This is a genomic window from Vibrio sp. B1ASS3, assembly GCF_905175355.1.
GTDB lineage: Bacteria > Pseudomonadota > Gammaproteobacteria > Enterobacterales > Vibrionaceae > Vibrio > Vibrio owensii.
The window spans coordinates 973804-997285 of the sequence record NZ_HG992742.1; the positions used below are offsets into that span (position 1 = coordinate 973804).

Consider the following 23482-nt stretch of genomic DNA (forward strand, 5'->3'; position numbering starts at 1 on the left):
AATTAACCTAATGACTCTTGTTGAGTAGAAGATATTGCTATAGTGTACTAGTCAGCTAGTTCATTGATATTTTGTGTGAGTGGTATGACACAACAAACTTCTTCTCAGCCTCGTGAGCATTTTGGCTCACGCCTTGGATTCATCTTAGCGGCAGCAGGTGCTGCAGTGGGTCTAGGTAACATTTGGGGCTTTCCTACCCAAGCAGCAAGCAACGGCGGCGGCGCCTTCTTGTTGGTGTACTTGGTGATGATTCTTATCGTTGCATTCCCAATGCTGGTGGTAGAAATGGCGATCGGTCGTCATGGTCAAGCAAACCCAGTTGACAGCATGCGTTCTCTAACAGACAACCCAGTGGGCAAGAAGCTTGGCGGCCTAGTTGGTTGGATTGGCCTGAGTGTGCCAAGTGCGGTTTTGGCGTTTTACTCGATTGTAGGCGGCTGGTTGATCTGCTTTATGTTGGGCGCAGTGACCGACATCATGGGCATGGAAGCGGCGACACAATGGTTGAAAGGCTTCAGCGTTGAACGCAACTTGTTTGGTACGATTACATTTTATGTATTAACCATTTTGATCGTACAAGGCGGCGTGAAGCAGGGCATTGAGAAATGGTCTACACGTCTAATGCCAGCACTGTTTGTACTGTTTGGTTTGCTGTTCATTTACATCATGACGCAAAACGGTGCGATGGAAGGTTTGAAGCACTACCTAGTGCCTGATTTCGAGAAAGTATGGGATCGCAAACTTATCCTTGCCGCAATGGGCCAAGGCTTCTTCTCTCTGACCATCGGTGGCTGTTCGATGCTTATCTATGGCTCTTACCTAAGTAAGAAAGAGAACTTGCCGAAGATGGCGATGAACGTGACTATGGTCGATACCGCAGTTGCCTTTATTGCTGGTCTAGTGGTGATGCCAGCAATGTTCGTTGCGATGCAAAAAGGCGTTCAAATCTATGCAGAAGATGGTTCGCTATTAAGTTCAGATACATTGGTATTTACTGTTCTACCGCTGATGTTTGATAGCTTAGGTTTGCTTGGCCAACTATTCTCAATTGTTTTCTTCTTACTACTGACGATTGCAGCACTGACGTCATCTATCTCGATGCTTGAATGTCCGGTTGCTTTGGTGGGTGAGCGATTCAACACGAAACGCAGCACGACAAGCTGGGTATTAGGTGGCCTGATTGCGCTGTTCAGTGTGGTTATCGTATTTAACTTCGGCGCACTGTTTGGCATGGTTGCGACCATCGCAACGCAATATCTACAACCTATGGCGGCGCTATTGTTCTGTCTATTTGGTGGTTGGGTATGGAATCGTCACTCAAAAATCAAAGAGCTAGAGCAAGGTTGTCCTGAGTTCACTCAAGGTTGGTTCGGTAAGTTGTGGCCAGCATACGTGAAGTTTGTTTGTCCGATTCTGGTAGCGACCGTTATTTGGGCTTCGTTCGGCTAATCGACTTACGCAAAACACACAAGAAAAGGGCTTGATGAATGCATCAAGCCCTTTTTTCTATTCGTTGTTTACGTTGTCCGTCGCGATGGGCTGTTAACGGAACTGACCTGCGTCAGGCAAAAAGTCAAAACCTGCAGTTGCCAGTTTTGCTTCAAGTGCTGCGCGGTCGATATCAAAGAATGCAACCAGCTTATCCAGATCACCACCGAAGTCGTCACGTAGCTTCATGTTGACGATGCTCATCAGCATGATTGGATCCATGGATTCGAAGTTCGCTAAATTCATTACTTATCCTCGAAATCAGAGATCAGTAGGTTTGCCGCAGCAAACGCCGCTTTTTCACGCACGTCTTTTGGTAGAGACTCGTCTGCCGCAACGTCATTCAGTGCTCTTACGGCACACGAGATTGCTTGAGGCACGTATGCTTGATCGCCACTACCGATTTGAGCGTAAAGCTCACGAACTAATTCACAACAGCCGTATACTTGCATGGCTAAATCCTTAATAAATGATAACTGCTCTCAAATATACACATAGCCGTTTTGAAACTCAAAGCAGAGAATTGTTTTGGCTCAAGTTAACAAGCAACTTGAGCAAACATTCATCACTGCAACTGTGCTTCCAACTGATGCGTCACTTCTGGCGCAAGGTTGAGTTGCTTCGCAAGTTCCTGCAAATACGCTTTTTCCATAAAGTTTTGCTCATCGGCCACAATCAGTGATGCTAGATATATTTCTGAAGCCTGTTGTGGAGAGGTCGCCAAGCGCGCAATTTCTGCTGGATCGAGCGGCTTGTGTAGCTCTTGATGAACCAACTGTCTTACATGCTCATCTGCGCCCATTTCTGTCAGTGCTTGTTCGATGCGAGCCATTTCTTGTTCATCGACATGGCCATCGGCTTTCGCTGCACCAATCATGGCTTTAAGGATCAGCTTTGCATGTTTGTTGTCATCAGGATCGAAGGTTTCGTTGACACCTTGTGTATCCTGTTTTGCTTGCCAATCGTTATAGACTTTGTAAGCCAAAGCACCTAATGCCGCTGCGCCACCGACTTTGAGTGTGCCAGTGCCCACTTTCTTGGCCATCTTTTTGCTCTTTTTAGAGCCCATTAACATGCCGATAAGGCCGCCACCAATCGCGCCTGCACCAAGGGTTTTTAGCTGGCTAGAACTTGATGATGATTTGATATTGCTCGTTTGTTTACTGAGCGCATCGCTACCTTGTTTAAGTAGGTCTGATTTGAGTGCTTGGTTAAGAAGACTTTTTAGATCCATGAGTAACCTCCTTACTAGATTAAATCCAGTGTAAGGTGATAAATCTGAACCAAAGATTAACAACGTAAATATTAGAGACGGTCTACACACTTAAAAAATCAGATGTAAAAAAGGGCTGACCGAAGCCAACCCTTTTCATCGCTATATATTCAGCACAGTGTGCTTAGTGCAGCTTATTGTAGTTGAGCTTTAACGTGCTCAACGATGTCTGCCATTGCAACGGCTGTCTTCTCACCAGAGCGGCGGTTCTTGTACTCGAAGTTACCTTCTTTCATTGAACGATCACCGATCACGATAGTGTGAGGAATACCGATCAGTTCCATATCAGAGAACATTACGCCTGGGCGTTCTTTACGGTCATCGAATAGTACTTCGATACCCATAGCCGTCAGTTCAGCGTACAGCTTCTCAGCTGCTTCTTTCACTTCTTCAGACTTGTGCATGTTCATAGGAACGATAGCCACTTGGAAAGGCGCTAGAGCGTCTGGCCAAATGATGCCGTATTTGTCGTGGTTTTGCTCGATTGCAGAAGCAACAACACGTGAAACACCGATACCGTAACAACCCATTTCTAGGATTACGTTCTTACCGTCAGGACCAAGAACACCACAGTTCATCGCTTCTGAGTAAACGTTACCTAGTTGGAAGATGTGACCAACTTCGATACCACGTTTAAGCATTAGCGTACCTTGACCACATGGGCTTGGATCGCCTTCTACTACGTTACGTAGATCTTCAACTTGGCCTAGTTCAACGTCACGACCCCAGTTGATACCGAAGTAGTGTTTACCGTCGATGTTTGCGCCCGCACCGAAGTCGCTCATTACAGCAACAGAACGGTCAACGATGAATGGAAGTTCAAGGCCAACAGGGCCTAGAGAACCAGCGCCAGCGCCGATAAGTGCACGCATTTCCTCTTCTGTTGCCATCTCTAGTGGAGAAGCAACTTGAGGTAGGTTTTCTGCTTTCACTTCGTTTAGCTCGTGGTCACCACGAACGATAAGAGCGATGATGTCAGCATCTACTTCATCAGACGCTTTAACGAATAGAGTTTTTACTGTCTTCTCGATTGCTAGACCGTGTTGCTCTACAAGCTCCGCGATTGTTTTCGCGTTTGGCGTATCAACCAGCGTCATCTCTTGAGTTGGTTCAGCGCGCTCACCTGCAGGTGCTGCCGCCTCTGCTTTTTCGATGTTCGCTGCGTAATCAGACTCAGTAGAGAATGCGATTAGGTCTTCGCCGCTTTCAGCAAGTACGTGGAACTCTTGAGAACCACTACCACCGATAGCGCCAGAGTCAGCAAGTACTGGACGGTACTCAAGGCCCATACGGTCGAATGCTTTACAGTAAGCATCGTGCATCGCTTGGTAAGATTTCTCTAGACCTTCTTTGTCGATGTCGAAGCTGTATGCATCCATCATACAGAACTCACGTGCACGCATTACGCCGAAACGTGGGCGACGCTCATCACGGAATTTAGTCTGGATTTGGTACAGGTTTAGCGGAAGCTGTTTGTAAGAGCTCACTTCGTTACGCACAAGGCTAGTGATCACTTCTTCAGCTGTAGGGCTAAGAACAAACGGACGAGTATGACGGTCAGTAAAGCGAAGTAGCTCAGGACCCATCTTCTCAGAACGACCTGTCTCTTCCCATAGTTCAAACGGCTGAACAACGGGCATCAAAGTTTCGACTGCACCTGCATTGTCGATTTCTTGACGAACGATGTTTTCGACTTTACGCAGCACACGTAGACCAGTAGGCAGCCAGGTGTAAAGACCTGAAGCCAGCTTACGGATCATACCTGCGCGTAGCATGAGCTGGTGGCTCACTACTTCTGCGTCGTTTGGAGTCTCCTTCAGAGTAGAAAGAAGATAATTACTGGTACGCATTAAATTTATCCGTTTATTAAAGTTAGATACTCAAGCCAGAATGGACAGGAGTATGAAGGTCCCACAAGGGGAAAATTGTTAGCCGCTTATAATATCAGCCAAATGCCTTTGTCAAAAGCTTTCAATCGCAGTAACTGTTATTAAGTTATCGCTAACCATGAACTTAACGTTCAGATCGAACAAATTTACCGCATATTCCTTGTTGTCAGGCTTGTTTTTCTTGTAAGCCGGACGAGGATCTTGTGCTAGAACCTGCTCGATCACCGTTTTGACATACTCAGTATCGTCACGTTTTTCGAGTGCTGCCAGTGCCGCTGAAGAGAAGTCGACCTGTGATTTTTCAGGTTCGTCTTCTGCGTAGCCACCTTGTGCCTCTGCAATAGAATCCGAGTAGGGGATGTATGGTTTGATATCAACAATTGGCGTTCCATCGACCAAGTCTACGTTACCAAGATCCAAATAGATCTGATCGCCTTCCTTGCTGATACCTTTAACTTCTACCGCTGACATACCAATGCCATTCGGGCGAAAAGTCGAACGTGAAGCAAACACACCAATACGCTCATTGCCGCCCAAACGAGGCGGGCGCACAGTTGGTTTCCATCCGGCTTCTAAATTCTGATCAAACAAAAACAACAACCAAACATGAGAAAACTGCTCCAATCCGCGCACGGCTTCTGGACTATTTGCTGCGCCTTGAAGTTTGACGCGTGAGCGCGCGGCTGGCACCAATCGAGGTTGGCGAGGGACAGCAAATTTCTCTTTGTATGGGCTTTGAATAACACCAATAGGCTCAATGGAATACATGGATACGTTGTCTTATGCATGGGAGATGGAAGCTAAAGTACCACAAAATTCCGCTTGCTTTTTTATTGATAATGATTCTTAATTGCATTGTTATAACATAACAATTAATCGAAAGGACAATTAATATGAAACCAGGTATCCACCCAGAATACCGCCCCGTGGTATTTCACGACACAAGCGTAGATGAGTACTTTGTTGTGGGGTCGACACTACACACTGATCGCACTATCGAATGGAAAGATGGCAAAACTTATCCATATTTCACTCTCGATGTATCATCCGCTTCTCATCCGTTTTACACCGGTAAGCAACGTGTGGTTCAAGCGGAAGGCCGTATTGCGAACTTTAATCGTCGCTTTGGTCAATTTAATAAAGATAAGGACTAAGAGATGAAAGTTGTTAAATCATTAAAGAGTGCAAAAAGCCGACACCCTGATTGCCAAATCGTGAAAAGAAGAGGGCGTTTATACGTCATTTGTAAGTCGAACCCGCGCTTCAAGGCGGTGCAGAAATAACCATAAGTATCGTAATAATTTATGGGATGCAGTTACTTATAATGCTAATTTATGATCTATATGTGGGTGATATAACTATATTTTTATCTATAATAGGTCATAAATCCGCCTTTAAGTTACATTCTGTAACGTTTTGAACTTTCACTTAACCCTTGTGTCGAGTACCCTGCGCAAGCTTTATGACATTTTTGTCACAAATGCGCAGGAATAAATACAAGGAGGGAACAGATGAGTTCATCTGCTTCAATGAAACAAAACTCGCCAAAGAAGCCACTATTCACGCGCTTCTTAGATACAGTTGAATATTTGGGGAACCTTTTACCCCACCCAATCACACTTTTCGCCATTTTCTGTCTTGCAATCCTAGTGATGTCCGGTATCGCGGGCTACTTTGAAGTCGCAGTCATGGATCCTCGCCCAGAAGGCGCACCGGGGCGTGCAGCGGACGGCATGATTCAAGTAGTCAGTCTGCTCAACGCTGACGGCTTAGAACTGATTGTTACTAACCTAGTGAAAAACTTTGTTGGCTTCGCACCGTTAGGTACGGTTTTGGTTGCGATGCTTGGTGTTGCCATTGCAGAACATTCTGGACTACTTTCTGCTGCAATGCGTGGCCTAGTAATGGGCGCTTCTCAGCGCATGGTTACCGTGACTGTTGTTTTCGCAGGTATCATTTCAAACACGGCATCTGAGCTTGGCTACGTGGTATTGATCCCACTAGCTGCAATGCTCTTCCACTCATTAGGTCGTCACCCACTTGCAGGTCTAGCAGCCGCGTTTGCTGGTGTATCTGGTGGTTACTCTGCAAACCTACTAATTGGTACGGTTGACCCACTGCTTTCAGGTATCACTGAAACAGCTGCACAGATGATTGACCCAACTTACACGGTAGGCCCAGAAGTAAACTGGTACTTCATGTTTGTTTCTACCTTCTTTATCGCGATTACCGGTGCATTTGTAACGGAGAAAATCGTTGAGCCGAAACTTGGCAAATACAACGATGAAGAAGCAGCGGAAGATCTGTCTCAAGATAAGATGGGTACACTGACTGACGTAGAGAAGAAAGGTCTTAAACTGGCGGGTATCGCTGTTCTAGCAGTATCGGCGCTACTGGCATGGACTATCATTCCTGCTGACGGTGTTCTGCGTTCTGATGCTGGCACAGTTGCCGGTTCTCCATTCCTGAAGAGTATCGTAGCGTTTATCTTTGTGTTCTTCGCGGTACCTGGTTTTGTGTACGGCCGAGTGGTTGGCACAATGAAAAACGATCGCGACGTGATTGATGCTATGTCGAAGTCTATGTCTTCAATGGGCATGTACATCGTGTTGGTATTCTTTGCTGCTCAGTTTGTTGCTTTCTTTAAGTGGACTAACTTTGGTCAAGTATTTGCAGTAGCGGGTGCAAGCTTCCTACAAGAAATCGGTCTAACTGGCCCAATGCTGTTCTTCGCATTCATTCTAATGTGTGGCTTCATTAACCTTATGATCGGCTCTGCATCGGCACAGTGGGCGGTAACAGCACCTATCTTCGTTCCTATGCTAATGCTTGTGGGTTACGCGCCAGAAACGATTCAGGCGGCTTACCGTATCGGTGACTCAACGACGAACATCATCACACCAATGATGAGCTACTTCGGTCTTATCTTGGCGGTAGCAACACGCTACATGAAGAACCTAGGTATCGGTACGCTGATCGCGACTATGTTGCCGTACTCGATTGTCTTCATCGTAGGTTGGAGTGTGTTGTTCTACCTATGGGTATTCGTATTCGGTTTACCAGTAGGTCCTGGTGCGGCAACGTACTACACGCCTTAATTGGCAACCTCACTCAGCTCTCAAAGCCTGCGTTTATCGCCTGTCTCTTATACACAAATCCCCAAGCTTATAGCTTGGGGATTTTTTTGAACTCTTTAACGTGTGTGCGCTCTGATCACTTAAGAATCCTTACTGAAACACTAAGATGACACACTCAGACGCTAAACTTTGGGCACAAGAACAATTTGGACAAGCACAACTTAAAGACCCTCGAAGAACACAACGCCTCATCAGTTTAGCGACTTCCATTGCTAATCAACCAGGAGTCTCCGTGGCTAAACTTCCTTTTTCTCCCGCCGATATGGAAGGGGCATATCGCTTTATCCGCAATGAAAACATCGATGCAAAAGACATCGCTGAAGCAGGTTTTCAATCAACGGTATCTCGAGCTAACGAGCATGAGGAATTACTCGCGCTTGAAGATACAACAACGCTCTGTTTTCCTCATCGAAGTATAAAAGATGAACTCGGGCACACGAATCAAGGCGACAGAATTCGAGCTCTCCATGTACATTCGACGTTACTTTTTGCACCACAAAGTCAGACCATTGTTGGTCTTATAGAGCAACAACGATGGAGCCGAGATATTACTAAGCGTGGGCAAAAGCACCAACACGCGACTCGTCCTTACGAGGAGAAAGAGAGTTACAAATGGGAGCAAGCTTCTCGCCGTGTCGTTGAGCGCCTAGGGGATAAGATGTTAGATGTTATCTCGGTCTGTGACCGAGAAGCTGACCTATTCGAATACTTAACTTATAAACGTCAACATCAGCAGCGTTTTGTCGTTCGTTCAATGCAAAGCCGCTGTCTAGAAGAGCACGCTCAAAAGCTTTACGACTATGCGCAAGCGTTACCAAGCGTCCAGACAAAAGAGCTTACCATCCCCCAAAAAGGAGGAAGAAAAGCGAGAGATGTAAATCTTGATGTTAAATATGGTCAGGTGACATTAAAGGCTCCAGCAAACAAAAAGGAGCACGCAGGCATACCTGTTTATTATGTTGGTTGCCTTGAGCAAGGGACATCAAAAGACAAGTTAGCATGGCACCTCTTGACGTCGGAGCCAGTAAACAACGCTGAAGACGCCATGAGAATTATCGGTTATTACGAGCGTCGATGGCTGATTGAAGACTTCCATAAAGTCTGGAAAAGTGAAGGTACGGATGTGGAGTCACTAAGACTCCAAAGTAAAGGTAACTTAGAGAGGTTAAGTGTCATCTATGCCTTTGTTGCGACACGTTTATTGGCGTTACGCTTCATTAAAGAGGTTGATGAGCTATCAACAGAAAGTTGTGAAAAGGTCTTGGGCAAAAAAGCTTGGAAGCTGCTGTGGTTGAAACTAGAAAGTAAGACGTTACCTAAAGAAACGCCGGATATGGGCTGGGCGTACAAGAATCTCGCTAAATTAGGCGGTTGGAAAGATACCAAGAGGACGGGCAGAGCTTCAATAAAGGCACTTTGGGAAGGATGGTTTAAACTACAAACCATCCTTGAAGGCTACGAACTCGCAATGTCTCTTGATCACTAGACTTGTGATCAAGAGACAGGCGTTTATCGCAGGCTTTTTTGTTTAAAGTCCAGCGAAGCGATAAGTTAGGCCGACTTCAAACGACCATCCCACATCACGTTGAATTAAAGGGCTGTCGCTATCGTGATGCATAAACTCAGCTTTAGAAATGCCAATCCAAGATGGTGTGAACTCATACAAACCGATAATTCCCGCTTGATAAACAAAAGTAGAATCGGCTTTGAACTCGTTTAACCCAGATGCAGCGGCCTCTTGTGCAGAGACATTGTAGAGGTGGTGAGAGAGTTTTTTGTCACGATAGTCGACTTCAAGATATGGAGTCAGGGTAAAAGGTGGCAACCAAGTTTCTAACGTCCGACCGAGATGCAATTGAACTTCATAGCCATTGTGTTCTGAAGTGACATCCTGCAAATAAGTCAGTCTCGCGCCGACCGTTCCTAAGGTAATACCAAGCTCACCATTACCATCGCGGTCGTTGATGCCATCTGGCAAATCGGCAAAGGTATCGGAGACTTCTGCGAAACGCCAATTGGCCGATATGCCTACATAGGGTAAAGCTTGCCAGTTGGCTAAGCTGCCATCAATAAAACCTATCGGCCCTGAATAAAACAGATTCGGTGTTGCGCCAAGCTGAGGGGTGTCTTTGACGGAAAACACGCTTTCGCCATCGGTGACACTGCCGCCAACAATGCCAAAAGACTCATCGTTAGCCAATGAAAGAGGGCTCGATAAAAGCAAAGTGAGAGAAAAGGCAATCCGTGACTTCATAAATAAAACTCCGTTCTTGTTCTAACAACAAAGAACGGAGTTTTGTGATTCCTATTTCATCAACGAATGATTTTCATGCGAGGGGGAGGCGCAATCAACGCTTGGCAAGGATTCTATCGAGGTGGTTAGCGAACTCTCTGCGCTCCGTTTGAGACAAAGCTGCAGGGCCGCCAGTCTGAATGCCACTTGAGCGCATGGTGTCCATGAAATCACGGATATTCAAACGTGCTTTGATGGTGTCTTTGGTATATAACTCGCCTCGTGAGCTCAGTGCTTGAGCACCTTTGCTGATCACTTCGTCTGCCAATGGAATATCAGAGGTAATCACTAAGTCGTTTGCTTCGACACGACGAACAATTTCATTGTCGGCAATATCAAAGCCAGCAGGGACTTGCAAAGAGTGGATATTGGCTCGTTTAGGTACAGGGACCACATGGTTGGCTACAAATGTACATTCAACGCCCGTGCGCTCAGCGGCGCGTACAATCGTCTCTCTGATTACTTTCGGACAAGCATCCGCATCTACCCACAGCTTCATGATGTTTTCTCATTGAGTTTTGCTTCCAGTTCCTCTACTCGAGCAACCAACTTCGCCACGGTATTCTCCAGCGCAACAATGCGATCTTCTTCTTTCGGAGTTTGTACCGCTACTTCCACTTTAGGGATACGGTTTGCGCTCTTCCAACTTTTGATGGTTGCGATTAATGCAGGCATCGGCACGGGCGTTTTCATTCGTGCTTTGACCAGAGCCACAGTGGGCTCTTTGCCTTGCTGCTGTAGCTGCTCCATCACGGCTTCCAGCTCTTTAGTGACGTCTTGAGTTAACATAATTTGTCCCTACTAAAATGACTTCTATCATCATACTTTGCGCGGTTGATTTTAGCGAATAGCAATTTCGGCAGTGCCTTGTGCGAGATCTCTCACACGGGTTGTGAGAGAAAACGATTTCGTCATCAGCCAAACAGAGTGTTTTGCATTTAAGTTTATGAAAAATATCATTTTAACATGCTGTTAACTAAGTTTTTCAACAAAAGATTTTCTCGGGTAGATTGTGATTTAAAAGGAAAAGCGTAAATTAAACCTTGTCGGCAGGAAGCAGACATGGAACAGGAAAGCACCAAGGATTTGGTCATCGTCAGGACGACGATTTGATTATTCAGGATGAGTGATCAAGCAAGGAGCGTAGGACATTGTAAGGATACATTCATCAATAGGATGTTGATGACTAAGGATAGACAATGGACCCCTCATAGGATTGAGGTAAGGACAGCATCAGGACGATGCAAAGGACACCGCTCAAGGAACAAGTGATGTGTGCTAACGGGGAATGTTAGCTATCAGGATGATAAGGACACCGCTAGGACGGCGACGTAAGGACTAAGCTGACGGATTCAGCCACTATTATGGATGATGCATGGAGCACTAATTAGTAGCCGGACTGCTGCGAGTAAGACTATGGCCCCGATACTTTTGTGTCGGGGTCTTTCTTATTTATCGCGCTTTCATATTTTTGGATGATTGAAAGTAGGCGATATCACATTATTTATAAATTCCTCATAACACTGAATAAAAAACAATCCAGATCAATATCCTTTCCAATCAGTTGGTTTAACTTTCGGCTTCTCTAAAAGGCGTTATGTGCCGCATACAAATCGATGGCTTTTCAATCGATAGCTCTTGAGCTTCTGCTATGCGGATAAATTAAGTTTGCTGTAATCAAGGAACAGATGTGACCATAGTAACCAGAAGAATGCTTCTTCTACCCTACAATGAGTCGTTGCAACTAGAGTTCGTGATGTTGAATTGCTGCGCTAAAAATCGCGCAGAGATGAATGGACCTCATACCGTGTCTTCTGCCAAACAGTTGTTTGAGAAGATTCTGGACGATGAGAATGTCCACAGTATGGCGGTGCTTGAGAGTACCAGCCGTGATTATATGGGACACGTGTTCATTTCAAACCTAGATCATGAACCAGAGCTAGGGTTTATCTTTGATAAAGCTTATTGGGGTAAAGGGTTAGCGACAGAAGCGCTAAAGGCGTTTTTCCCGAAAGCGTGCCGTGAGCTTGGGCTACACAAAGTCAAAGCAAATGTGAATAGCAACCACAAAGCATCCATGGCAGTGCTGGAAAAACTAGGATTTACAAAAACGAGAGAAAGCAAGGACCTTTACGGCCCTTACTTTGAAATGGAATTTACAAGCGATGTGGCGGTAGGTGAAAGTTCAGCGGCCTAAACCCGATCATCGTTAACTCACCTTGGTAGCAATCATCACCAAGGGATGAAAACTCAAATTGATACACTGTATGCCAACGCCAGATTCCGTCTGGCGTTTTCAATTTATGCGCACCAAATGCAATGCTGACTAATTGCAAATCTAACTGATCGCACTTACGCGAAATTGCCGCTTTTGCCAACTCTGACTGACGTCGTTGTTGCCAAAACAAAAAACAGAAAAAACACAGTCCTAAAATGGCTAGTAGGTCACCGATCATCCCTAATCCTTCATTATCCTTTTGTTGCTTGCTGCAGTTTGACTAATGCCGTCGCTAGCTCTTCCGATGGGCTAGAGTGCAGCAAAGGTAGCAATACCATTCTTAGCTCTGGCAGCATAACTAAATCGGCAAACAATTGATTAAATAGGGCTTGGTTCCCAGTTTGTGCGAGGCGCAGCAAAAATTGCTCAGCGACGCTTGCGTCAGCGAGTAGGTGCCAAGTACGGCCAGCGATGCCGATCAATACTTCTTGGTGGCTCAAACGTGGGCTTTGTAAAATTGCCTTCAAGATTGGCAAGGAAATCTCGGTTGGTGCGCCCGCCAGAGCTCGAATCAAAGCAGAGAGTAAGAACAAGTCAGGTTCGTTGCTTTCGATTTCTTGCTGCGCTTTCTCCGCAATGCGCTCTGCCAAACGTTCTTGTAGGTCGACATGTTCAAGCGCGCCGAGTAGGGCGTAAAGTGGTTCATTAGGCAAGTGGTTAAGGGCTTTACGCAAAATCACGGCATTTTGCTCTTTGCCTAAGCGTGCGGCCATATCAGTGATGCCTTGCAGACCAACGGTTTGCCAGTTGTCCCAACCTAGGTCACCGGTAAAGTAGTGCTGAGTGTGCTCGTAATACTGGCTGGTGGGTAAGTCTAAGTTCGCGCGAACTTGACTGTGGAAGACTGCCATCTTTTCTTCTGCAGGTTTAAACGTGTATGGGTTGTTAGAAAGCTTTTGTTGTTGCTCTTCCGACATTTCCTCACTTAGGCGAGTCCCCATCGCTTCAACGACGTATTTAATGAAGTTTCCGATGTCGGATTGCTTAAGCAAACCACGCTCATCCAGCTCAAACTTTAGAAACCAAATCCAAGGCTGCTTTTGCTCATTCCAGTACGCGATTGCGAGGTGCGCTTTACGCTGCATTGGGAATGGGTAAGGGCACTGGCCTTTTTCCACATCCGCAAACACTTGTGCATCGATGGTTTTGATACGACGACCAAGGTCGAAGATTTGATATTCACAATGGCTGTTATTTAACAGCTGAGTGAGGGTTTGAATGTTTTCCATTAAATACGACATCCTAATGTTCTTTTCAAAAGAAATGGTATCATTCTCGGCTAATTCAAGGTTCGAGACGGAATTAATGGCAACAAACACCCAATTGGTCGACTTACTTCAACAACTTGAAGCACAATTGCGCCATCATGAGCTGTGGCAGCACACTATGCCATCGGAACAAGCACTGCAAAGCACGGAACCATTTGCTATTGATACACTTCATCCGCATGAGTGGTTGCAGTGGATCTTTATTGCCCGTATGCATGCGTTAGTGGAAAATAACCAACCTTTGCCACGTGGCTTTTCTATTGAGCCGTATTTTGCAGAAGCGTGGAAACAAGAGCCGCATTACGCCGAGTTATTAGTGACTATTCGAACCATCGACGAACTATGTAAGTAACCTCAATGTCAGAACAAGAAACATCACCATCCGTTGAACCCGTTGTATTAGAGATCGTTTATCAGGACGAGTACTTTGTTGCGGTCAACAAACCTGCCGGAATGCTAGTGCACCGTAGTTGGTTGGATAAGCATGAGACTCAATTCGTGATGCAAACGCTGCGCGATCAAATTGGTCAGCATGTGTTTCCACTGCATCGCTTAGATCGCCCAACCTCAGGTGTGCTTGTGTTTGCTTTATCCAGCGAAGTTGCTTCACAAGTCATGCCTATGTTTGCTGAGCACAAGATGGAGAAAACCTATCATGCTATCGTTCGAGGCTGGATCGAGGAAGAAGGCATTCTAGATTACGCTCTGAAAGTTGAACTCGATAAGATTGCCGATAAGTTTGCTTCGCAAGAGAAAGAAGCACAAGAAGCAGTAACGGCATACAAACTGCTAGCAAAAGTGGAAGTACCTTATTCAACAGGTAAGTTCCCGACCACACGATACTGTTTGATGGAAATGAAGCCAAAGACAGGACGTAAGCATCAGTTGCGTCGTCACATGGCTCACCTACGTCATCCAATCGTTGGTGATACGACACACGGTGATGGCAAGCACAACAAGTTGTACCGTACCGAGTTCGACTCTCATCGACTGTTGCTGCATGCATCAGAGTTGCGCTTTGTGCATCCGTTTACCGATGAAGAAATCGTGATGAAAGCGAATATCGATGAAACTTGGCAGCAGTTATTCGCGAGATTTGAGTGGGATGCATCGTTGGTACAATAAGCGGTTAGGTTAATCCGCTATTCGCTGTTTTAAACAAAGAAAGGGGTTGGTATCGGTACCAACCCCTTTTTGATTTTTCAGTTCTTAATGTTTTATTTCAGCTTTTCTAGATCCGCTTCGATCTCGGCGATCTTGTTGGAAACGACTTTCTCCAAGTGACGAAGATCAGAGAGAATCTTCTCTTTTACACCCACTTCAGCCACTTTCACAGGCTTAGTGATCTTGTTTAGCTCATCGATCACAAGCGTCAGGTTACGGTTGATTTCGGTTACTTCTTTGTATTTATGACTGCCGCTATCTACTAATACATTTTTAACTTGGCGTGGGTATTTGAACTTCACACTCTTAGCGAAAAACTCGCCTTTCTGTTTGTGGAAGTAGATCTTTAGGACGTCTTTGTGTGCTTCTTGGCGCAGGGAGTAACGTTCAATCTGTTTTGGGTCATGGATGCCCAAACCAGTGAGGTGTGGATACATAGGCTACCTCTGTGTATTGAATTGGAGTCCATACAACTGTAGCAGCCCATTTATGAGCTAGATAGCTGATATTTAGTCAAATTGCTCAACTTGTGGGCAAGATCGCTATCGTTCTTACCCACCTTAGTTGTTGATCAAGCGCTGGTTTTCTCTCAAGCCGAAACTGGGTCAGAGAGTTTTTCAATCAGCTTTTCACGCAGCTCGTCTTGTTGCTCTTCACTGAGCCTGCCGCCGGCTTCACTCGTCAGAATAAACAAGTCTTCAGCGCGCTCACCAATGGTGGTGATTTTTGCTGCATGAAGGTTAATGCCCAAATCAGCAAAGGTACGACCCACTTTCGCCAGAAGCCCCGGTGTATCGAGAGCGACAAACTCCATCAAAGTGCGCTTTTTGCTCTTGGTTGGCAGGAAGTCGACTTTGGTTTTTACGTTGAAATGCTGAAGTTTATTTGGTGTACGGCGCGTCTTAATTTTCGTCGGACGGCCATCTTCCAGTACGTGGGTAATGTGTTTGGTTACTGCGCTGTGACGACCTTCTTCAATCGCTTTACCATGTTGGTCAAGTACCATAAAGGTATCGAGTACATAGCCATCTTTACTGGTCATGATTTGTGCGTCATGTACGTTGAAGTTGCGACGGTCAAGCTCAGCAACGACGGTAGCAAACAGCGCCGGTTGGTCTGGGCTGTAGACGAACACTTCAGTACCGCCACGAGTGGCCTTCTTACTGATCAGAACCAATGGTTTACTTGGATCTTCCATACGAAGTAAATGCTCGCAGTGCCAAGCGATTTGCTTGTGGGTATGACGCAAGAAGTAATCGGCTTTAAAGCGTTGCCACAACACTTCAATTTCACGAGCAGAGAAGCCTTCTTTGCGTAATAGGGCAGAGGCCATTTGTTGGTTATGACGAATACGCTCACGCACATCTACAGGGTTTTCTAGACCACGGCGCAGTGCGCGTTGGGTGGAATAGAATAACTCTGCGAGCAAGGTGCGTTTCCAGCTGTTCCAAAGCTCAGGGTTGGTCGCGCAGATATCGGCTACCGTCAGACACACAAGGTACTCAAGGTACTCTTCATCACGCACTTGCTTGGCAAACTCGGTAATCACGTCCGGATCGTAAATGTCTCGGCGTTGAGCCGTCACGGACATCAATAAGTGATGTCTTACTAGCCAACTTACCAATTTCGCTTCTGGCTTAGACAAACCGTGCTCAATACAGAAGTCGTATGCTTCACCTTCGCCGATCACCGAATGGTCACCGCCACGCCCTTTACCGATATCATGGAAAATCGCGGTCAGAATCAGTAGCTCTTTCTTCTGAATTCGAGGATAAACTTCGCAGCAAATTGGATGTTTACTGTGGTTCTCGGCGTAGCTGAAGGTATTAATGTGCTTGAGTAGACGAATACTGTGCTCATCCACGGTATATACATGGAATAGGTCGAATTGCATCTGACCGACAATTTGGCTCCACTGCGGAAGGTATGCCGCTAGTACGCCAAGCTTGTGCATTAAACTGAACGCCTTATGCAGCGCATTTGGATGACGACACAGCGCCATAAACTTTTCACGCGCTTCTGGAATAGTGTGCAAGAACTTGTTCAATCGACGACGCGCAGTACGTAACTGACGCAACGTAGGAGGGCTCACGCCTTCAATGCTCGAATCATTGGCGATGTGTAGGAACATATCCAAAATGGTTTCAGGACGAGCTTGGAACAGTGCAGGTTTGCGAGCCTCGATCAGTGAACCACGGCGTTGGAAATCTTCGTCGATGATTTCAGCATCTTGCGATGCACCACCGTTGATGATGGCTTGGTCGAACAGTTTGAGCAGCATCTTATTCAGCTCTGCCACACGACGTAGGGTGCGGTAGAACTCCTTCATCATCATTTCGACACCTCGATTGCCTTCACCCACATAACCTAAATGTTCGGCGACTTGAGCTTGATGAGCGAAGGTCAGTCGGTTGTCATAACGGCGAAGCTCAATATGCAGTGCAAAACGCACGCGCCATAAGAAATCCTGACACTCGACCAGCTCTCGGTATTCTGCGTCGGTCAGGAAGCCATAGCGGCTCATCTCTAGTAACGATGTTGCGCCAAAGTGACGGCGTGCCACCCAGCTTAAAGTGTGAATATCACGCAAGCCGCCCGGCGTGGACTTAATGTCGGGTTCGAGGTTGTACGTGGTGTCATGGTAGCGTGCGTGGCGTTCACGTTGCTCTTGAATCTTGGCGCGGTAAAAAGTTTCGCTTGGCCAGAAAGAATCAGACAACACCACTTTCTTTAAGGCTTGAAAGGTGTCTTCACTTCCGCAAAGCAAACGCGCTTCTTGCAGGTTCGTGGCAACGGTTAAGTCTGAACGTCCAATCTCTGCACATTCATCCACAGTGCGTACTGCGTGGCCGACTTCTAGGCGTAAATCCCACAATAGGGTAATGAACTCACTGATTTTAGCTTCTAGAGCATTTGGCAGCTTGTTCTGCGACAGAATCAAAATGTCGATATCAGACAGAGGGTGTAACTCACCACGTCCGTAACCACCGACGGCAACTAAGGAAATATTATGTATGTCGTTGAATCCGAAGTGTTGCCATAAACGATTGAGGAGTAAATCCATGTACTCAGCGCGTGACAAAACAAGGTTGGTCACAGGGTGGTGCTGTAGAAATTCTTCTTTTTGGTATGAACTGAATTTTTCAAGTTCTTGCTTAAGTTCGCCGATGTTTATCTGTTCATCGGTAAACGTAAGAGGTGACTGAAGGGTCATATTTGCTATCCGTGCAAGCTAAAACTACTAGCAATCTAACAAATTTGCTGCAGATAAAAAATATCCCCGCATGGGCGGGGATATGGAAAGTGATGGGCGATTAAACGTTTTTCATCATTCGTGGAATGGTATCGTCGCTGCGAAGTGTTAGTACTTCACAACCTTCTTTGGTCACCACGATGGTGTGTTCCCACTGTGCTGAGTTTTTACCGTCACCAGTGTAAACCGTCCAATCATCTTGAGCATCAACAGTACAACCGAATTTACCCGCGTTGATCATTGGTTCGATAGTAAAACACATGCCTTCTTTTAGTACGCGGCGGTCTTTGTTCTTGTAGTGAACCACTTGTGGCTCTTCGTGGAACTCATCACCGATACCGTGACCGCAGAAGTCTTTCACGATAGAGAATTTGTTGCGTGGGTTGTTCTTGTTGTTCTCTTTGATGTACTTCTCGATTGCCGTACCGATATCACCAACTGTTGCACCAGGCTTAACTTGACGCATGCCGATGTACAGAGATTCTTGAGCAACCATACACAGACGTTTGTTTGCTGGAGATACATCACCAACTAGGAACATCTTAGAAGTGTCACCGTGGTAACCTTGTGGACGAACACTTAGATCTGCGTTTTCATCGTTAGGTACGATAACCGTGATATCAACGTTAATGATGTCGCCATCTTTAAGTACCGCTGGCTTCATTTGGCCATTTGCACCTTTTTCATCTTCTGTCGCAGGGATGCCGTGACAAACGATGTGGTTGATTGACGTACAGATTGATTTAGGGAATCCATGGTAATCAAGCGGTGCAGAGTAAGCGCCTCGCTCTAGAGCGTAATCGTGACAGATTTTGTTTAATTCTTCTGTCGTCACACCCGCCTTGATGTGCGGTTCGATCATTTCTAGAGTGTCTGCGGCTAGCTTGCCCGCAATACGCATGCGTTCGATTTCTTCAGCAGTTTTAATCTTGATTGACATTGGCTTTCTCTACTTATTCGTAAGCACGTAAACGTGCGAATGCGCGCATTCTATCAGACATCTTGCGGTTAACCCAAGCCAGTTAAGAATATGAGTCATTCTTACTTGTAGTCTAGTCATGGAATTTAGAAGAGAGTAGGGATAGGTGTGATAGGGAAATTAGAATTGTAAGAAACAATTTTTACTAGCCATCTTAGGCTAAAATATGGTATAAAGCGCGCCGGAATCGAGGACTGTTCTCTTTACTTTTCATTAGAAGAGTAGCGAAGCAAGCTTCTTCCAATTAACTTTTATCTTTAAATCACACACATTCCGTCACATGTTCCGGGGTGCTGAGCAGAAGCTTGGTCGGAATTATGGGGGATGTGGAGGCCTAACCCCTTAGAGGATTTTAAAATGGCAACTGTATCAATGCGCGATATGCTGAAAGCTGGTGTTCACTTCGGTCACCAAACTCGTTACTGGAACCCAAAAATGAAGCCATTCATCTTTGGTGCTCGTAACCGCGTTCACATCATCAACCTAGAAAAAACTGTACCAATGTTCAACGAAGCTCTAGCTGAACTAGCTAAAGTTGGCGAGAAGAAAGGTAAAGTTCTATTCGTAGGTACTAAGCGCGCTGCATCTGAAGCTGTTAAAGAAGCTGCAATCGCAAGCAACCAATACTACGTTAACAACCGTTGGTTGGGCGGCATGCTAACGAACTACAAAACAGTTCGTCAGTCTATCAAGCGTCTAAAAGATTTCGAAGCACAAGCACAAGACGGTACTTTCGAAAAACTAACTAAGAAAGAAGCTCTAATGCGTACTCGTGAAATGGAGAAGCTAGAGAAATCTCTTGGTGGTATCAAAGATATGGGCGGCCTACCAGACGCTCTATTCGTAATCGACGCTGATCACGAGCACATTGCAATTAAAGAAGCTAACAACCTAGGTATTCCAGTATACGCTGTGGTAGATACTAACTCTAACCCAGACGGCGTTGACTACATCATCCCAGGTAACGACGACGCGATCCGCGCAGTTCAACTATACCTAAACGCTGCAGCATCTGCAGTGTCTGAAGGTCGCAACAAAGACGTTGCAGCAGTTGCTGAAAAAGACGGTTTCGTAGAAGCTGAATAATAACGGCTCTGTGTCACACTTAGTCTATGTGAAACCTTGTTGTAGCATAGACTGAGTTATAGTTAGCAATGGGGGCCGACAATGTAGGCCCCTGTTTTTTACCTTATTTCGAATCAAACGAGGAATAGAGAATGGCAACTGTAACTGCTGCTCTAGTTAAAGAACTTCGCGAGCGCACTGGCGCTGGCATGATGGAATGTAAAAAAGCGCTTGTAGAAGCAAACGCTGACATCGAACTAGCAATTGAAAACATGCGTAAATCAGGCGCAGCGAAAGCAGCTAAAAAAGCTGGTAACGTTGCAGCTGAAGGCGCAATCATCATCAAAGAAGAAAACGGCGTTGCTGTTCTTCTTGAAGTTAACTGCCAAACTGACTTCGTTGCTAAAGACGGTAACTTCACTGCATTCGCAGACAAAGTAGCACTTGACGCTCTAGCGACTAAAGCTACTGCTGAAGAGCTAGTTGCTAAGTTCGAAGAAGAGCGCGTAGCTCTAGTTGCTAAAATCGGCGAAAACATCAACATCCGTCGCGTTGCTTACGTTGAAGGTACTGCAATCGCTTCTTACCGTCACGGCGAGAAAATCGGTGTTGTTGTTGCTGGTGAAGGTGACGCAGAAACTCTTAAGCACGTTGCAATGCACGTTGCTGCTTCTAAGCCTGAGTTCGTTAACCCAGAAGACGTACCAGCTGACGTAGTTGCTAAAGAGAAAGAAGTTCAAGTTGAAATCGCTATGAACGAAGGCAAGCCACAAGAGATCGCTGAGAAGATGGTTATCGGCCGCATGAAGAAATTCACTGGCGAAATCTCTCTAACTGGTCAAGCTTTCATCATGGAACCTAAGAAATCTGTTGGCGAAATGCTAAAAGAGAAAGGTGCTTCTGTTGCTACATTCGTTCGCCTAGAAGTAGGTGAAGGTATCGAGAAAGCAGCTGAAATGAGCTTCGCTGAAGAAGTAGCACTAGCTCAAAAAGGTTAATCCTTAGCGACTTGTGTAAATATTAGACCGTAGCCTAGGCTGCGGTCTTTTTACGAAAAGAGCGGGCAAAATTAGCCGTGATGAATAGCTATAAGTGACCTTGTGTCTATTCATGACTGTTAATCGACAACTCTCTTTGGAAGGTAAACTCCATGACTACGAACCCTAAACCAGCATATCAACGTATTCTATTAAAACTAAGTGGTGAAGCTCTTCAAGGTGAAGAAGGTTTTGGTATTGATCCAGCGGTTCTTGACCGTATGGCTCAAGAAGTGAAAGAGCTGGTTGAACTGGGTGTTCAAGTTGGTGTGGTAATCGGCGGTGGTAACTTGTTCCGTGGTGCAGGTCTTGCAGAAGCGGGTATGAACCGCGTAGTAGGCGACCACATGGGTATGCTTGCAACAGTAATGAACGGTCTAGCAATGCGTGACGCACTTCACCGTGCTTATGTAAACGCTCGCGTAATGTCTGCAATTCCGCTAAAAGGTGTGTGTGACGATTACAATTGGGCAGACGCTATCCGCGAACTTCGCCAAGGCCGTGTAGTTATCTTCTCTGCAGGTACTGGTAACCCATTCTTCACTACAGATTCAGCAGCGTGTCTACGCGGCATCGAAATCGAAGCTGACGTAGTTCTAAAAGCAACGAAAGTTGATGGTGTATTTACTGCTGACCCAGTAGCAAACCCAGACGCAGAGCTGTATGATAAGCTATCTTACACTGAAATTCTGGATAAAGAATTGAAAGTAATGGACTTGGCTGCGTTCACACTTGCTCGTGACCACAAAATGCCAATCCGCGTATTTAACATGAATAAGCCAGGCGCACTACGTCGCGTGGTAATGGGTGAAGCTGAAGGCACGTTGATCTGCGCTGACGCGTAAATCTCAACGCCATTCAACAAGAGATATTGGATGGCGTTTCGCTTTGCTTAAGCCCTTTAAGCTTTCTTCATGAAAGATGACATTTTTAAGGTGAAACCGTGATTAACGAAATCAATAAAGACGCGCAAGAGCGCATGGACAAAAGCGTTGAAGCGCTAAAGAACAACCTTTCTAAAGTTCGTACTGGCCGCGCACACCCAAGCCTACTATCTGGTATCTCTGTAGAGTACTACGGTGCGCCGACTCCTCTTAACCAAGTAGCGAACGTTGTTGCTGAAGACGCACGTACTCTAGCAATTACTGTATTCGACAAAGAGCTAACTCAAAAAGTTGAGAAAGCGATCATGATGTCTGACCTTGGTCTAAACCCAATGTCTGCTGGCACAATCATCCGCGTTCCACTTCCACCGCTAACGGAAGAGCGTCGTAAAGACCTAGTTAAGATCGTTCGTGGTGAAGCTGAAGGTGCACGTGTTGCTGTTCGTAACATCCGTCGTGACGCAAACAGCGACCTAAAAGGTCTTCTAAAAGACAAAGAAATCTCTGAAGACGAAGATCGTAAAGCACAAGACGAAATTCAAAAACTGACTGACGTAGCAGTTAAGAAGATCGACGAAGTTCTTGCTGCTAAAGAAAAAGAGTTGATGGAAGTTTAATACTCCCACCTACATCACTGTTGGAAAACGCTGTGCTCACAGTGCAGCGTTTTTTTGTGTTAATCTATCCAACTGATGGAACTCAATTAACTCCCTATGCAAAATTCTCAAGCCTTCTCTGATTCCCTCCCTAAACATATTGCCATCATTATGGACGGTAATGGTCGTTGGGCTAAGTCCAAAGGAAAACCTCGCGTATTCGGTCATAAAAAAGGCGTTAATGCCGTTCGTAAGACCGTCGCTGCTGCTTCTAAACTCGGTATTAAAGCCATGACGTTGTTCGCTTTCAGTAGTGAAAACTGGCGTCGTCCGGAGGAAGAAGTGGGTCTCCTGATGGAGCTGTTCATTTCCGTGCTTTCTAGCGAAGTGAAAAAGCTGCATAAAAACAATCTGCGTTTGCGCGTTATTGGTGATACCAGCCGCTTTAGTGAGCGACTGCAAGGCAAAATCATCGAAGCAGAAGCACTCACCGCTGGCAATACGGGTATGGTGATTAACATTGCGGCTAACTATGGCGGTAAATGGGACATCACAGAGGCGGCAAAAACGTTGGCGTTAAAAGCGCGTAACGGTGAAATCCGTGTAGAGGATATCAATGAGCAGTTAATTACCCAGCATTTAACGATGGCAGATCTCCCTGAAGTGGATCTTTTGATCCGTACAAGTGGTGAGTGTCGCATCAGTAACTTTATGCTGTGGCAAATGGCGTATGCTGAAATGTACTTTACTCCGGAGTACTGGCCAGAGTTTGATGAAGACAGCTTAGTAGAGGCTGTGACTTGGTTTATTAACCGAGAGCGTCGCTTTGGTTGTACTGGCGAGCAAGTAAAGGCATTGATGGCTGCTCAATAAGGACT

Annotated in this window: 26 protein-coding genes; 13 read left to right on the plus strand and 13 right to left on the minus strand. The window is 45.8% G+C overall.

Translation table 11 applies throughout. The features are described 5' to 3' along the window. Positions 1 to 84 precede the first annotated feature (84 nt). Positions 85 to 1449 (plus strand): sodium-dependent transporter, encoded by a 1365-nt coding sequence (locus KJB05_RS04485; protein ID WP_005436738.1) that lies wholly within the window; start codon positions 85 to 87, stop codon positions 1447 to 1449. Between the two features lie 93 nt (positions 1450 to 1542). Here the strand turns inward: KJB05_RS04485 and KJB05_RS04490 are convergent, their stop codons facing one another. The 5 genes from KJB05_RS04490 to tsaA all read right to left on the minus strand — a co-directional run bounded on the left by KJB05_RS04490 (position 1543) and on the right by tsaA (position 5418). Further along, a complete protein-coding gene (locus tag KJB05_RS04490) occupies positions 1543 to 1734 on the minus strand; it encodes a DUF4250 domain-containing protein (protein WP_010449802.1) in 192 nt (63 codons plus the stop codon). After that, positions 1734 to 1940, minus strand: a complete 207-nt coding sequence (locus tag KJB05_RS04495) for a YaeP family protein (protein WP_005529380.1) — start codon at positions 1938 to 1940, stop codon at positions 1734 to 1736. Before KJB05_RS04495 ends, KJB05_RS04490 begins: the two co-directional genes overlap by 1 nt. 113 nt (positions 1941 to 2053) lie before the next feature. Beyond that, positions 2054 to 2722, minus strand: a complete 669-nt coding sequence (locus KJB05_RS04500; RefSeq protein ID WP_208446288.1) for a tellurite resistance TerB family protein — start codon at positions 2720 to 2722, stop codon at positions 2054 to 2056. 173 nt (positions 2723 to 2895) lie between these two features. Continuing rightward, a complete protein-coding gene (locus KJB05_RS04505) occupies positions 2896 to 4611 on the minus strand; it encodes a proline--tRNA ligase (protein ID WP_005436740.1) in 1716 nt (571 codons plus the stop codon). 111 nt (positions 4612 to 4722) lie between these two features. Next, positions 4723 to 5418: a tRNA (N6-threonylcarbamoyladenosine(37)-N6)-methyltransferase TrmO gene (gene tsaA / locus KJB05_RS04510; RefSeq protein WP_208446287.1), complete on the minus strand. Its 696-nt coding sequence runs from the start codon at positions 5416 to 5418 to the stop codon at positions 4723 to 4725. Between the two features lie 125 nt (positions 5419 to 5543). Here tsaA and KJB05_RS04515 point away from each other — a divergent pair, with 125 nt between their 5' ends. The 4 genes from KJB05_RS04515 to KJB05_RS04530 all read left to right on the plus strand — a co-directional run bounded on the left by KJB05_RS04515 (position 5544) and on the right by KJB05_RS04530 (position 9273). Beyond that, complete coding sequence (locus KJB05_RS04515; protein ID WP_009707432.1) at positions 5544 to 5804, plus strand: type B 50S ribosomal protein L31; 261 nt, start codon at positions 5544 to 5546, stop codon at positions 5802 to 5804. A gap of 3 nt (positions 5805 to 5807) precedes the next feature. Further along, positions 5808 to 5933 (plus strand): type B 50S ribosomal protein L36, encoded by a 126-nt coding sequence (ykgO, locus tag KJB05_RS04520; RefSeq protein WP_009847431.1) that lies wholly within the window; start codon positions 5808 to 5810, stop codon positions 5931 to 5933. 228 nt (positions 5934 to 6161) lie between these two features. Beyond that, entirely contained in the window at positions 6162 to 7748 is a 1587-nt protein-coding gene (locus tag KJB05_RS04525) for an AbgT family transporter (protein WP_199458822.1), read from the plus strand. 145 nt (positions 7749 to 7893) lie between these two features. Further along, on the plus strand, positions 7894 to 9273 hold the full coding sequence (locus tag KJB05_RS04530) for an IS4 family transposase (protein WP_213053097.1): 1380 nt from the start codon (positions 7894 to 7896) through the stop codon (positions 9271 to 9273). 42 nt (positions 9274 to 9315) lie between these two features. Here KJB05_RS04530 and KJB05_RS04535 read toward each other — a convergent pair whose 3' ends face one another. From KJB05_RS04535 to KJB05_RS04545, 3 genes are all read right to left on the minus strand, one after another. Beyond that, a complete protein-coding gene (locus tag KJB05_RS04535; RefSeq protein ID WP_208445280.1) occupies positions 9316 to 10041 on the minus strand; it encodes a MipA/OmpV family protein in 726 nt (241 codons plus the stop codon). A 94-nt stretch (positions 10042 to 10135) separates the two neighbouring features. Next, a complete protein-coding gene (locus tag KJB05_RS04540) occupies positions 10136 to 10579 on the minus strand; it encodes a YaiI/YqxD family protein (protein WP_005436748.1) in 444 nt (147 codons plus the stop codon). Next, a complete protein-coding gene (locus KJB05_RS04545) occupies positions 10576 to 10869 on the minus strand; it encodes a hypothetical protein (protein WP_009707429.1) in 294 nt (97 codons plus the stop codon). The genes KJB05_RS04540 and KJB05_RS04545 overlap by 4 nt, the downstream gene beginning before the upstream one ends. A gap of 922 nt (positions 10870 to 11791) precedes the next feature. On the opposite strand from KJB05_RS04545, the gene KJB05_RS04550 reads away from it, so the two are divergent. Continuing rightward, positions 11792 to 12277: a GNAT family N-acetyltransferase gene (locus tag KJB05_RS04550; RefSeq protein WP_208445284.1), complete on the plus strand. Its 486-nt coding sequence runs from the start codon at positions 11792 to 11794 to the stop codon at positions 12275 to 12277. Here KJB05_RS04550 and KJB05_RS04555 read toward each other — a convergent pair. Then, positions 12237 to 12536 (minus strand): DUF3301 domain-containing protein, encoded by a 300-nt coding sequence (locus tag KJB05_RS04555; RefSeq protein WP_009707427.1) that lies wholly within the window; start codon positions 12534 to 12536, stop codon positions 12237 to 12239. The genes KJB05_RS04550 and KJB05_RS04555 overlap by 41 nt on opposite strands. A gap of 13 nt (positions 12537 to 12549) precedes the next feature. Next, positions 12550 to 13587, minus strand: coding sequence for a DUF3549 family protein (locus KJB05_RS04560; protein WP_208445283.1), 1038 nt, complete (start codon positions 13585 to 13587; stop codon positions 12550 to 12552). Positions 13588 to 13663: 76 nt separating this feature from the next. On the opposite strand from KJB05_RS04560, the gene KJB05_RS04565 reads away from it, so the two are divergent. Next, positions 13664 to 13978 carry a YqcC family protein gene (locus tag KJB05_RS04565; RefSeq protein ID WP_208445279.1) on the plus strand — a complete coding sequence of 105 codons (315 nt, stop codon included), beginning with the start codon at positions 13664 to 13666 and terminating at the stop codon, positions 13976 to 13978. Positions 13979 to 13983: 5 nt separating this feature from the next. Further along, complete coding sequence (gene truC, locus KJB05_RS04570) at positions 13984 to 14751, plus strand: tRNA pseudouridine(65) synthase TruC (protein WP_208445278.1); 768 nt, start codon at positions 13984 to 13986, stop codon at positions 14749 to 14751. A 92-nt stretch (positions 14752 to 14843) separates the two neighbouring features. Here truC and KJB05_RS04575 read toward each other — a convergent pair whose 3' ends face one another. From KJB05_RS04575 to map, 3 genes are all read right to left on the minus strand, one after another. Further along, a complete protein-coding gene (locus KJB05_RS04575) occupies positions 14844 to 15227 on the minus strand; it encodes a DUF3461 family protein (RefSeq protein WP_208445277.1) in 384 nt (127 codons plus the stop codon). Between the two features lie 152 nt (positions 15228 to 15379). Further along, a complete protein-coding gene (gene glnD, locus KJB05_RS04580; protein WP_208445276.1) occupies positions 15380 to 18004 on the minus strand; it encodes a bifunctional uridylyltransferase/uridylyl-removing protein GlnD in 2625 nt (874 codons plus the stop codon). 100 nt (positions 18005 to 18104) lie between these two features. Then, positions 18105 to 18983 (minus strand): type I methionyl aminopeptidase, encoded by an 879-nt coding sequence (map, locus tag KJB05_RS04585; RefSeq protein WP_005436764.1) that lies wholly within the window; start codon positions 18981 to 18983, stop codon positions 18105 to 18107. Positions 18984 to 19379: 396 nt separating this feature from the next. Between map and rpsB the strand changes: the two genes are divergently transcribed. From rpsB to KJB05_RS04610, 5 genes are all read left to right on the plus strand, one after another. Next, positions 19380 to 20108: a 30S ribosomal protein S2 gene (gene rpsB / locus KJB05_RS04590; protein ID WP_005529366.1), complete on the plus strand. Its 729-nt coding sequence runs from the start codon at positions 19380 to 19382 to the stop codon at positions 20106 to 20108. 131 nt (positions 20109 to 20239) lie between these two features. After that, positions 20240 to 21085 carry a translation elongation factor Ts gene (tsf, locus tag KJB05_RS04595; protein WP_005436775.1) on the plus strand — a complete coding sequence of 282 codons (846 nt, stop codon included), beginning with the start codon at positions 20240 to 20242 and terminating at the stop codon, positions 21083 to 21085. A gap of 152 nt (positions 21086 to 21237) precedes the next feature. Next, on the plus strand, positions 21238 to 21969 hold the full coding sequence (pyrH, locus tag KJB05_RS04600; RefSeq protein WP_005436777.1) for a UMP kinase: 732 nt from the start codon (positions 21238 to 21240) through the stop codon (positions 21967 to 21969). Between the two features lie 98 nt (positions 21970 to 22067). Then, the gene (gene frr, locus KJB05_RS04605; protein WP_005436779.1) at positions 22068 to 22625 is read left to right on the plus strand and encodes a ribosome recycling factor; all 558 of its coding nucleotides are present in this window, start codon (positions 22068 to 22070) and stop codon (positions 22623 to 22625) included. A gap of 96 nt (positions 22626 to 22721) precedes the next feature. Then, the gene (locus KJB05_RS04610; RefSeq protein WP_005436781.1) at positions 22722 to 23477 is read left to right on the plus strand and encodes an isoprenyl transferase; all 756 of its coding nucleotides are present in this window, start codon (positions 22722 to 22724) and stop codon (positions 23475 to 23477) included. Positions 23478 to 23482 lie beyond the last annotated feature (5 nt).

What these genes read in the sequence shown, in the direction of transcription:
- KJB05_RS04485 (WP_005436738.1), top strand. Translation starts at nt 85, where the DNA reads ATGACACAACAAACTTCTTCTCAGCCTCGTGAGCATTTTGGCTCACGC.
- KJB05_RS04490 (WP_010449802.1), bottom strand. Translation starts at nt 1,734, where the DNA reads ATGAATTTAGCGAACTTCGAATCCATGGATCCAATCATGCTGATGAGC.
- KJB05_RS04495 (WP_005529380.1), bottom strand. Translation starts at nt 1,940, where the DNA reads ATGCAAGTATACGGCTGTTGTGAATTAGTTCGTGAGCTTTACGCTCAA.
- KJB05_RS04500 (WP_208446288.1), bottom strand. Translation starts at nt 2,722, where the DNA reads ATGGATCTAAAAAGTCTTCTTAACCAAGCACTCAAATCAGACCTACTT.
- KJB05_RS04505 (WP_005436740.1), bottom strand. Translation starts at nt 4,611, where the DNA reads ATGCGTACCAGTAATTATCTTCTTTCTACTCTGAAGGAGACTCCAAAC.
- tsaA (WP_208446287.1), bottom strand. Translation starts at nt 5,418, where the DNA reads ATGTATTCCATTGAGCCTATTGGTGTTATTCAAAGCCCATACAAAGAG.
- KJB05_RS04515 (WP_009707432.1), top strand. Translation starts at nt 5,544, where the DNA reads ATGAAACCAGGTATCCACCCAGAATACCGCCCCGTGGTATTTCACGAC.
- ykgO (WP_009847431.1), top strand. Translation starts at nt 5,808, where the DNA reads ATGAAAGTTGTTAAATCATTAAAGAGTGCAAAAAGCCGACACCCTGAT.
- KJB05_RS04525 (WP_199458822.1), top strand. Translation starts at nt 6,162, where the DNA reads ATGAGTTCATCTGCTTCAATGAAACAAAACTCGCCAAAGAAGCCACTA.
- KJB05_RS04530 (WP_213053097.1), top strand. Translation starts at nt 7,894, where the DNA reads ATGACACACTCAGACGCTAAACTTTGGGCACAAGAACAATTTGGACAA.
- KJB05_RS04535 (WP_208445280.1), bottom strand. Translation starts at nt 10,041, where the DNA reads ATGAAGTCACGGATTGCCTTTTCTCTCACTTTGCTTTTATCGAGCCCT.
- KJB05_RS04540 (WP_005436748.1), bottom strand. Translation starts at nt 10,579, where the DNA reads ATGAAGCTGTGGGTAGATGCGGATGCTTGTCCGAAAGTAATCAGAGAG.
- KJB05_RS04545 (WP_009707429.1), bottom strand. Translation starts at nt 10,869, where the DNA reads ATGTTAACTCAAGACGTCACTAAAGAGCTGGAAGCCGTGATGGAGCAG.
- KJB05_RS04550 (WP_208445284.1), top strand. Translation starts at nt 11,792, where the DNA reads ATGCTTCTTCTACCCTACAATGAGTCGTTGCAACTAGAGTTCGTGATG.
- KJB05_RS04555 (WP_009707427.1), bottom strand. Translation starts at nt 12,536, where the DNA reads ATGATCGGTGACCTACTAGCCATTTTAGGACTGTGTTTTTTCTGTTTT.
- KJB05_RS04560 (WP_208445283.1), bottom strand. Translation starts at nt 13,587, where the DNA reads ATGGAAAACATTCAAACCCTCACTCAGCTGTTAAATAACAGCCATTGT.
- KJB05_RS04565 (WP_208445279.1), top strand. Translation starts at nt 13,664, where the DNA reads ATGGCAACAAACACCCAATTGGTCGACTTACTTCAACAACTTGAAGCA.
- truC (WP_208445278.1), top strand. Translation starts at nt 13,984, where the DNA reads ATGTCAGAACAAGAAACATCACCATCCGTTGAACCCGTTGTATTAGAG.
- KJB05_RS04575 (WP_208445277.1), bottom strand. Translation starts at nt 15,227, where the DNA reads ATGTATCCACACCTCACTGGTTTGGGCATCCATGACCCAAAACAGATT.
- glnD (WP_208445276.1), bottom strand. Translation starts at nt 18,004, where the DNA reads ATGACCCTTCAGTCACCTCTTACGTTTACCGATGAACAGATAAACATC.
- map (WP_005436764.1), bottom strand. Translation starts at nt 18,983, where the DNA reads ATGTCAATCAAGATTAAAACTGCTGAAGAAATCGAACGCATGCGTATT.
- rpsB (WP_005529366.1), top strand. Translation starts at nt 19,380, where the DNA reads ATGGCAACTGTATCAATGCGCGATATGCTGAAAGCTGGTGTTCACTTC.
- tsf (WP_005436775.1), top strand. Translation starts at nt 20,240, where the DNA reads ATGGCAACTGTAACTGCTGCTCTAGTTAAAGAACTTCGCGAGCGCACT.
- pyrH (WP_005436777.1), top strand. Translation starts at nt 21,238, where the DNA reads ATGACTACGAACCCTAAACCAGCATATCAACGTATTCTATTAAAACTA.
- KJB05_RS04610 (WP_005436781.1), top strand. Translation starts at nt 22,722, where the DNA reads ATGCAAAATTCTCAAGCCTTCTCTGATTCCCTCCCTAAACATATTGCC.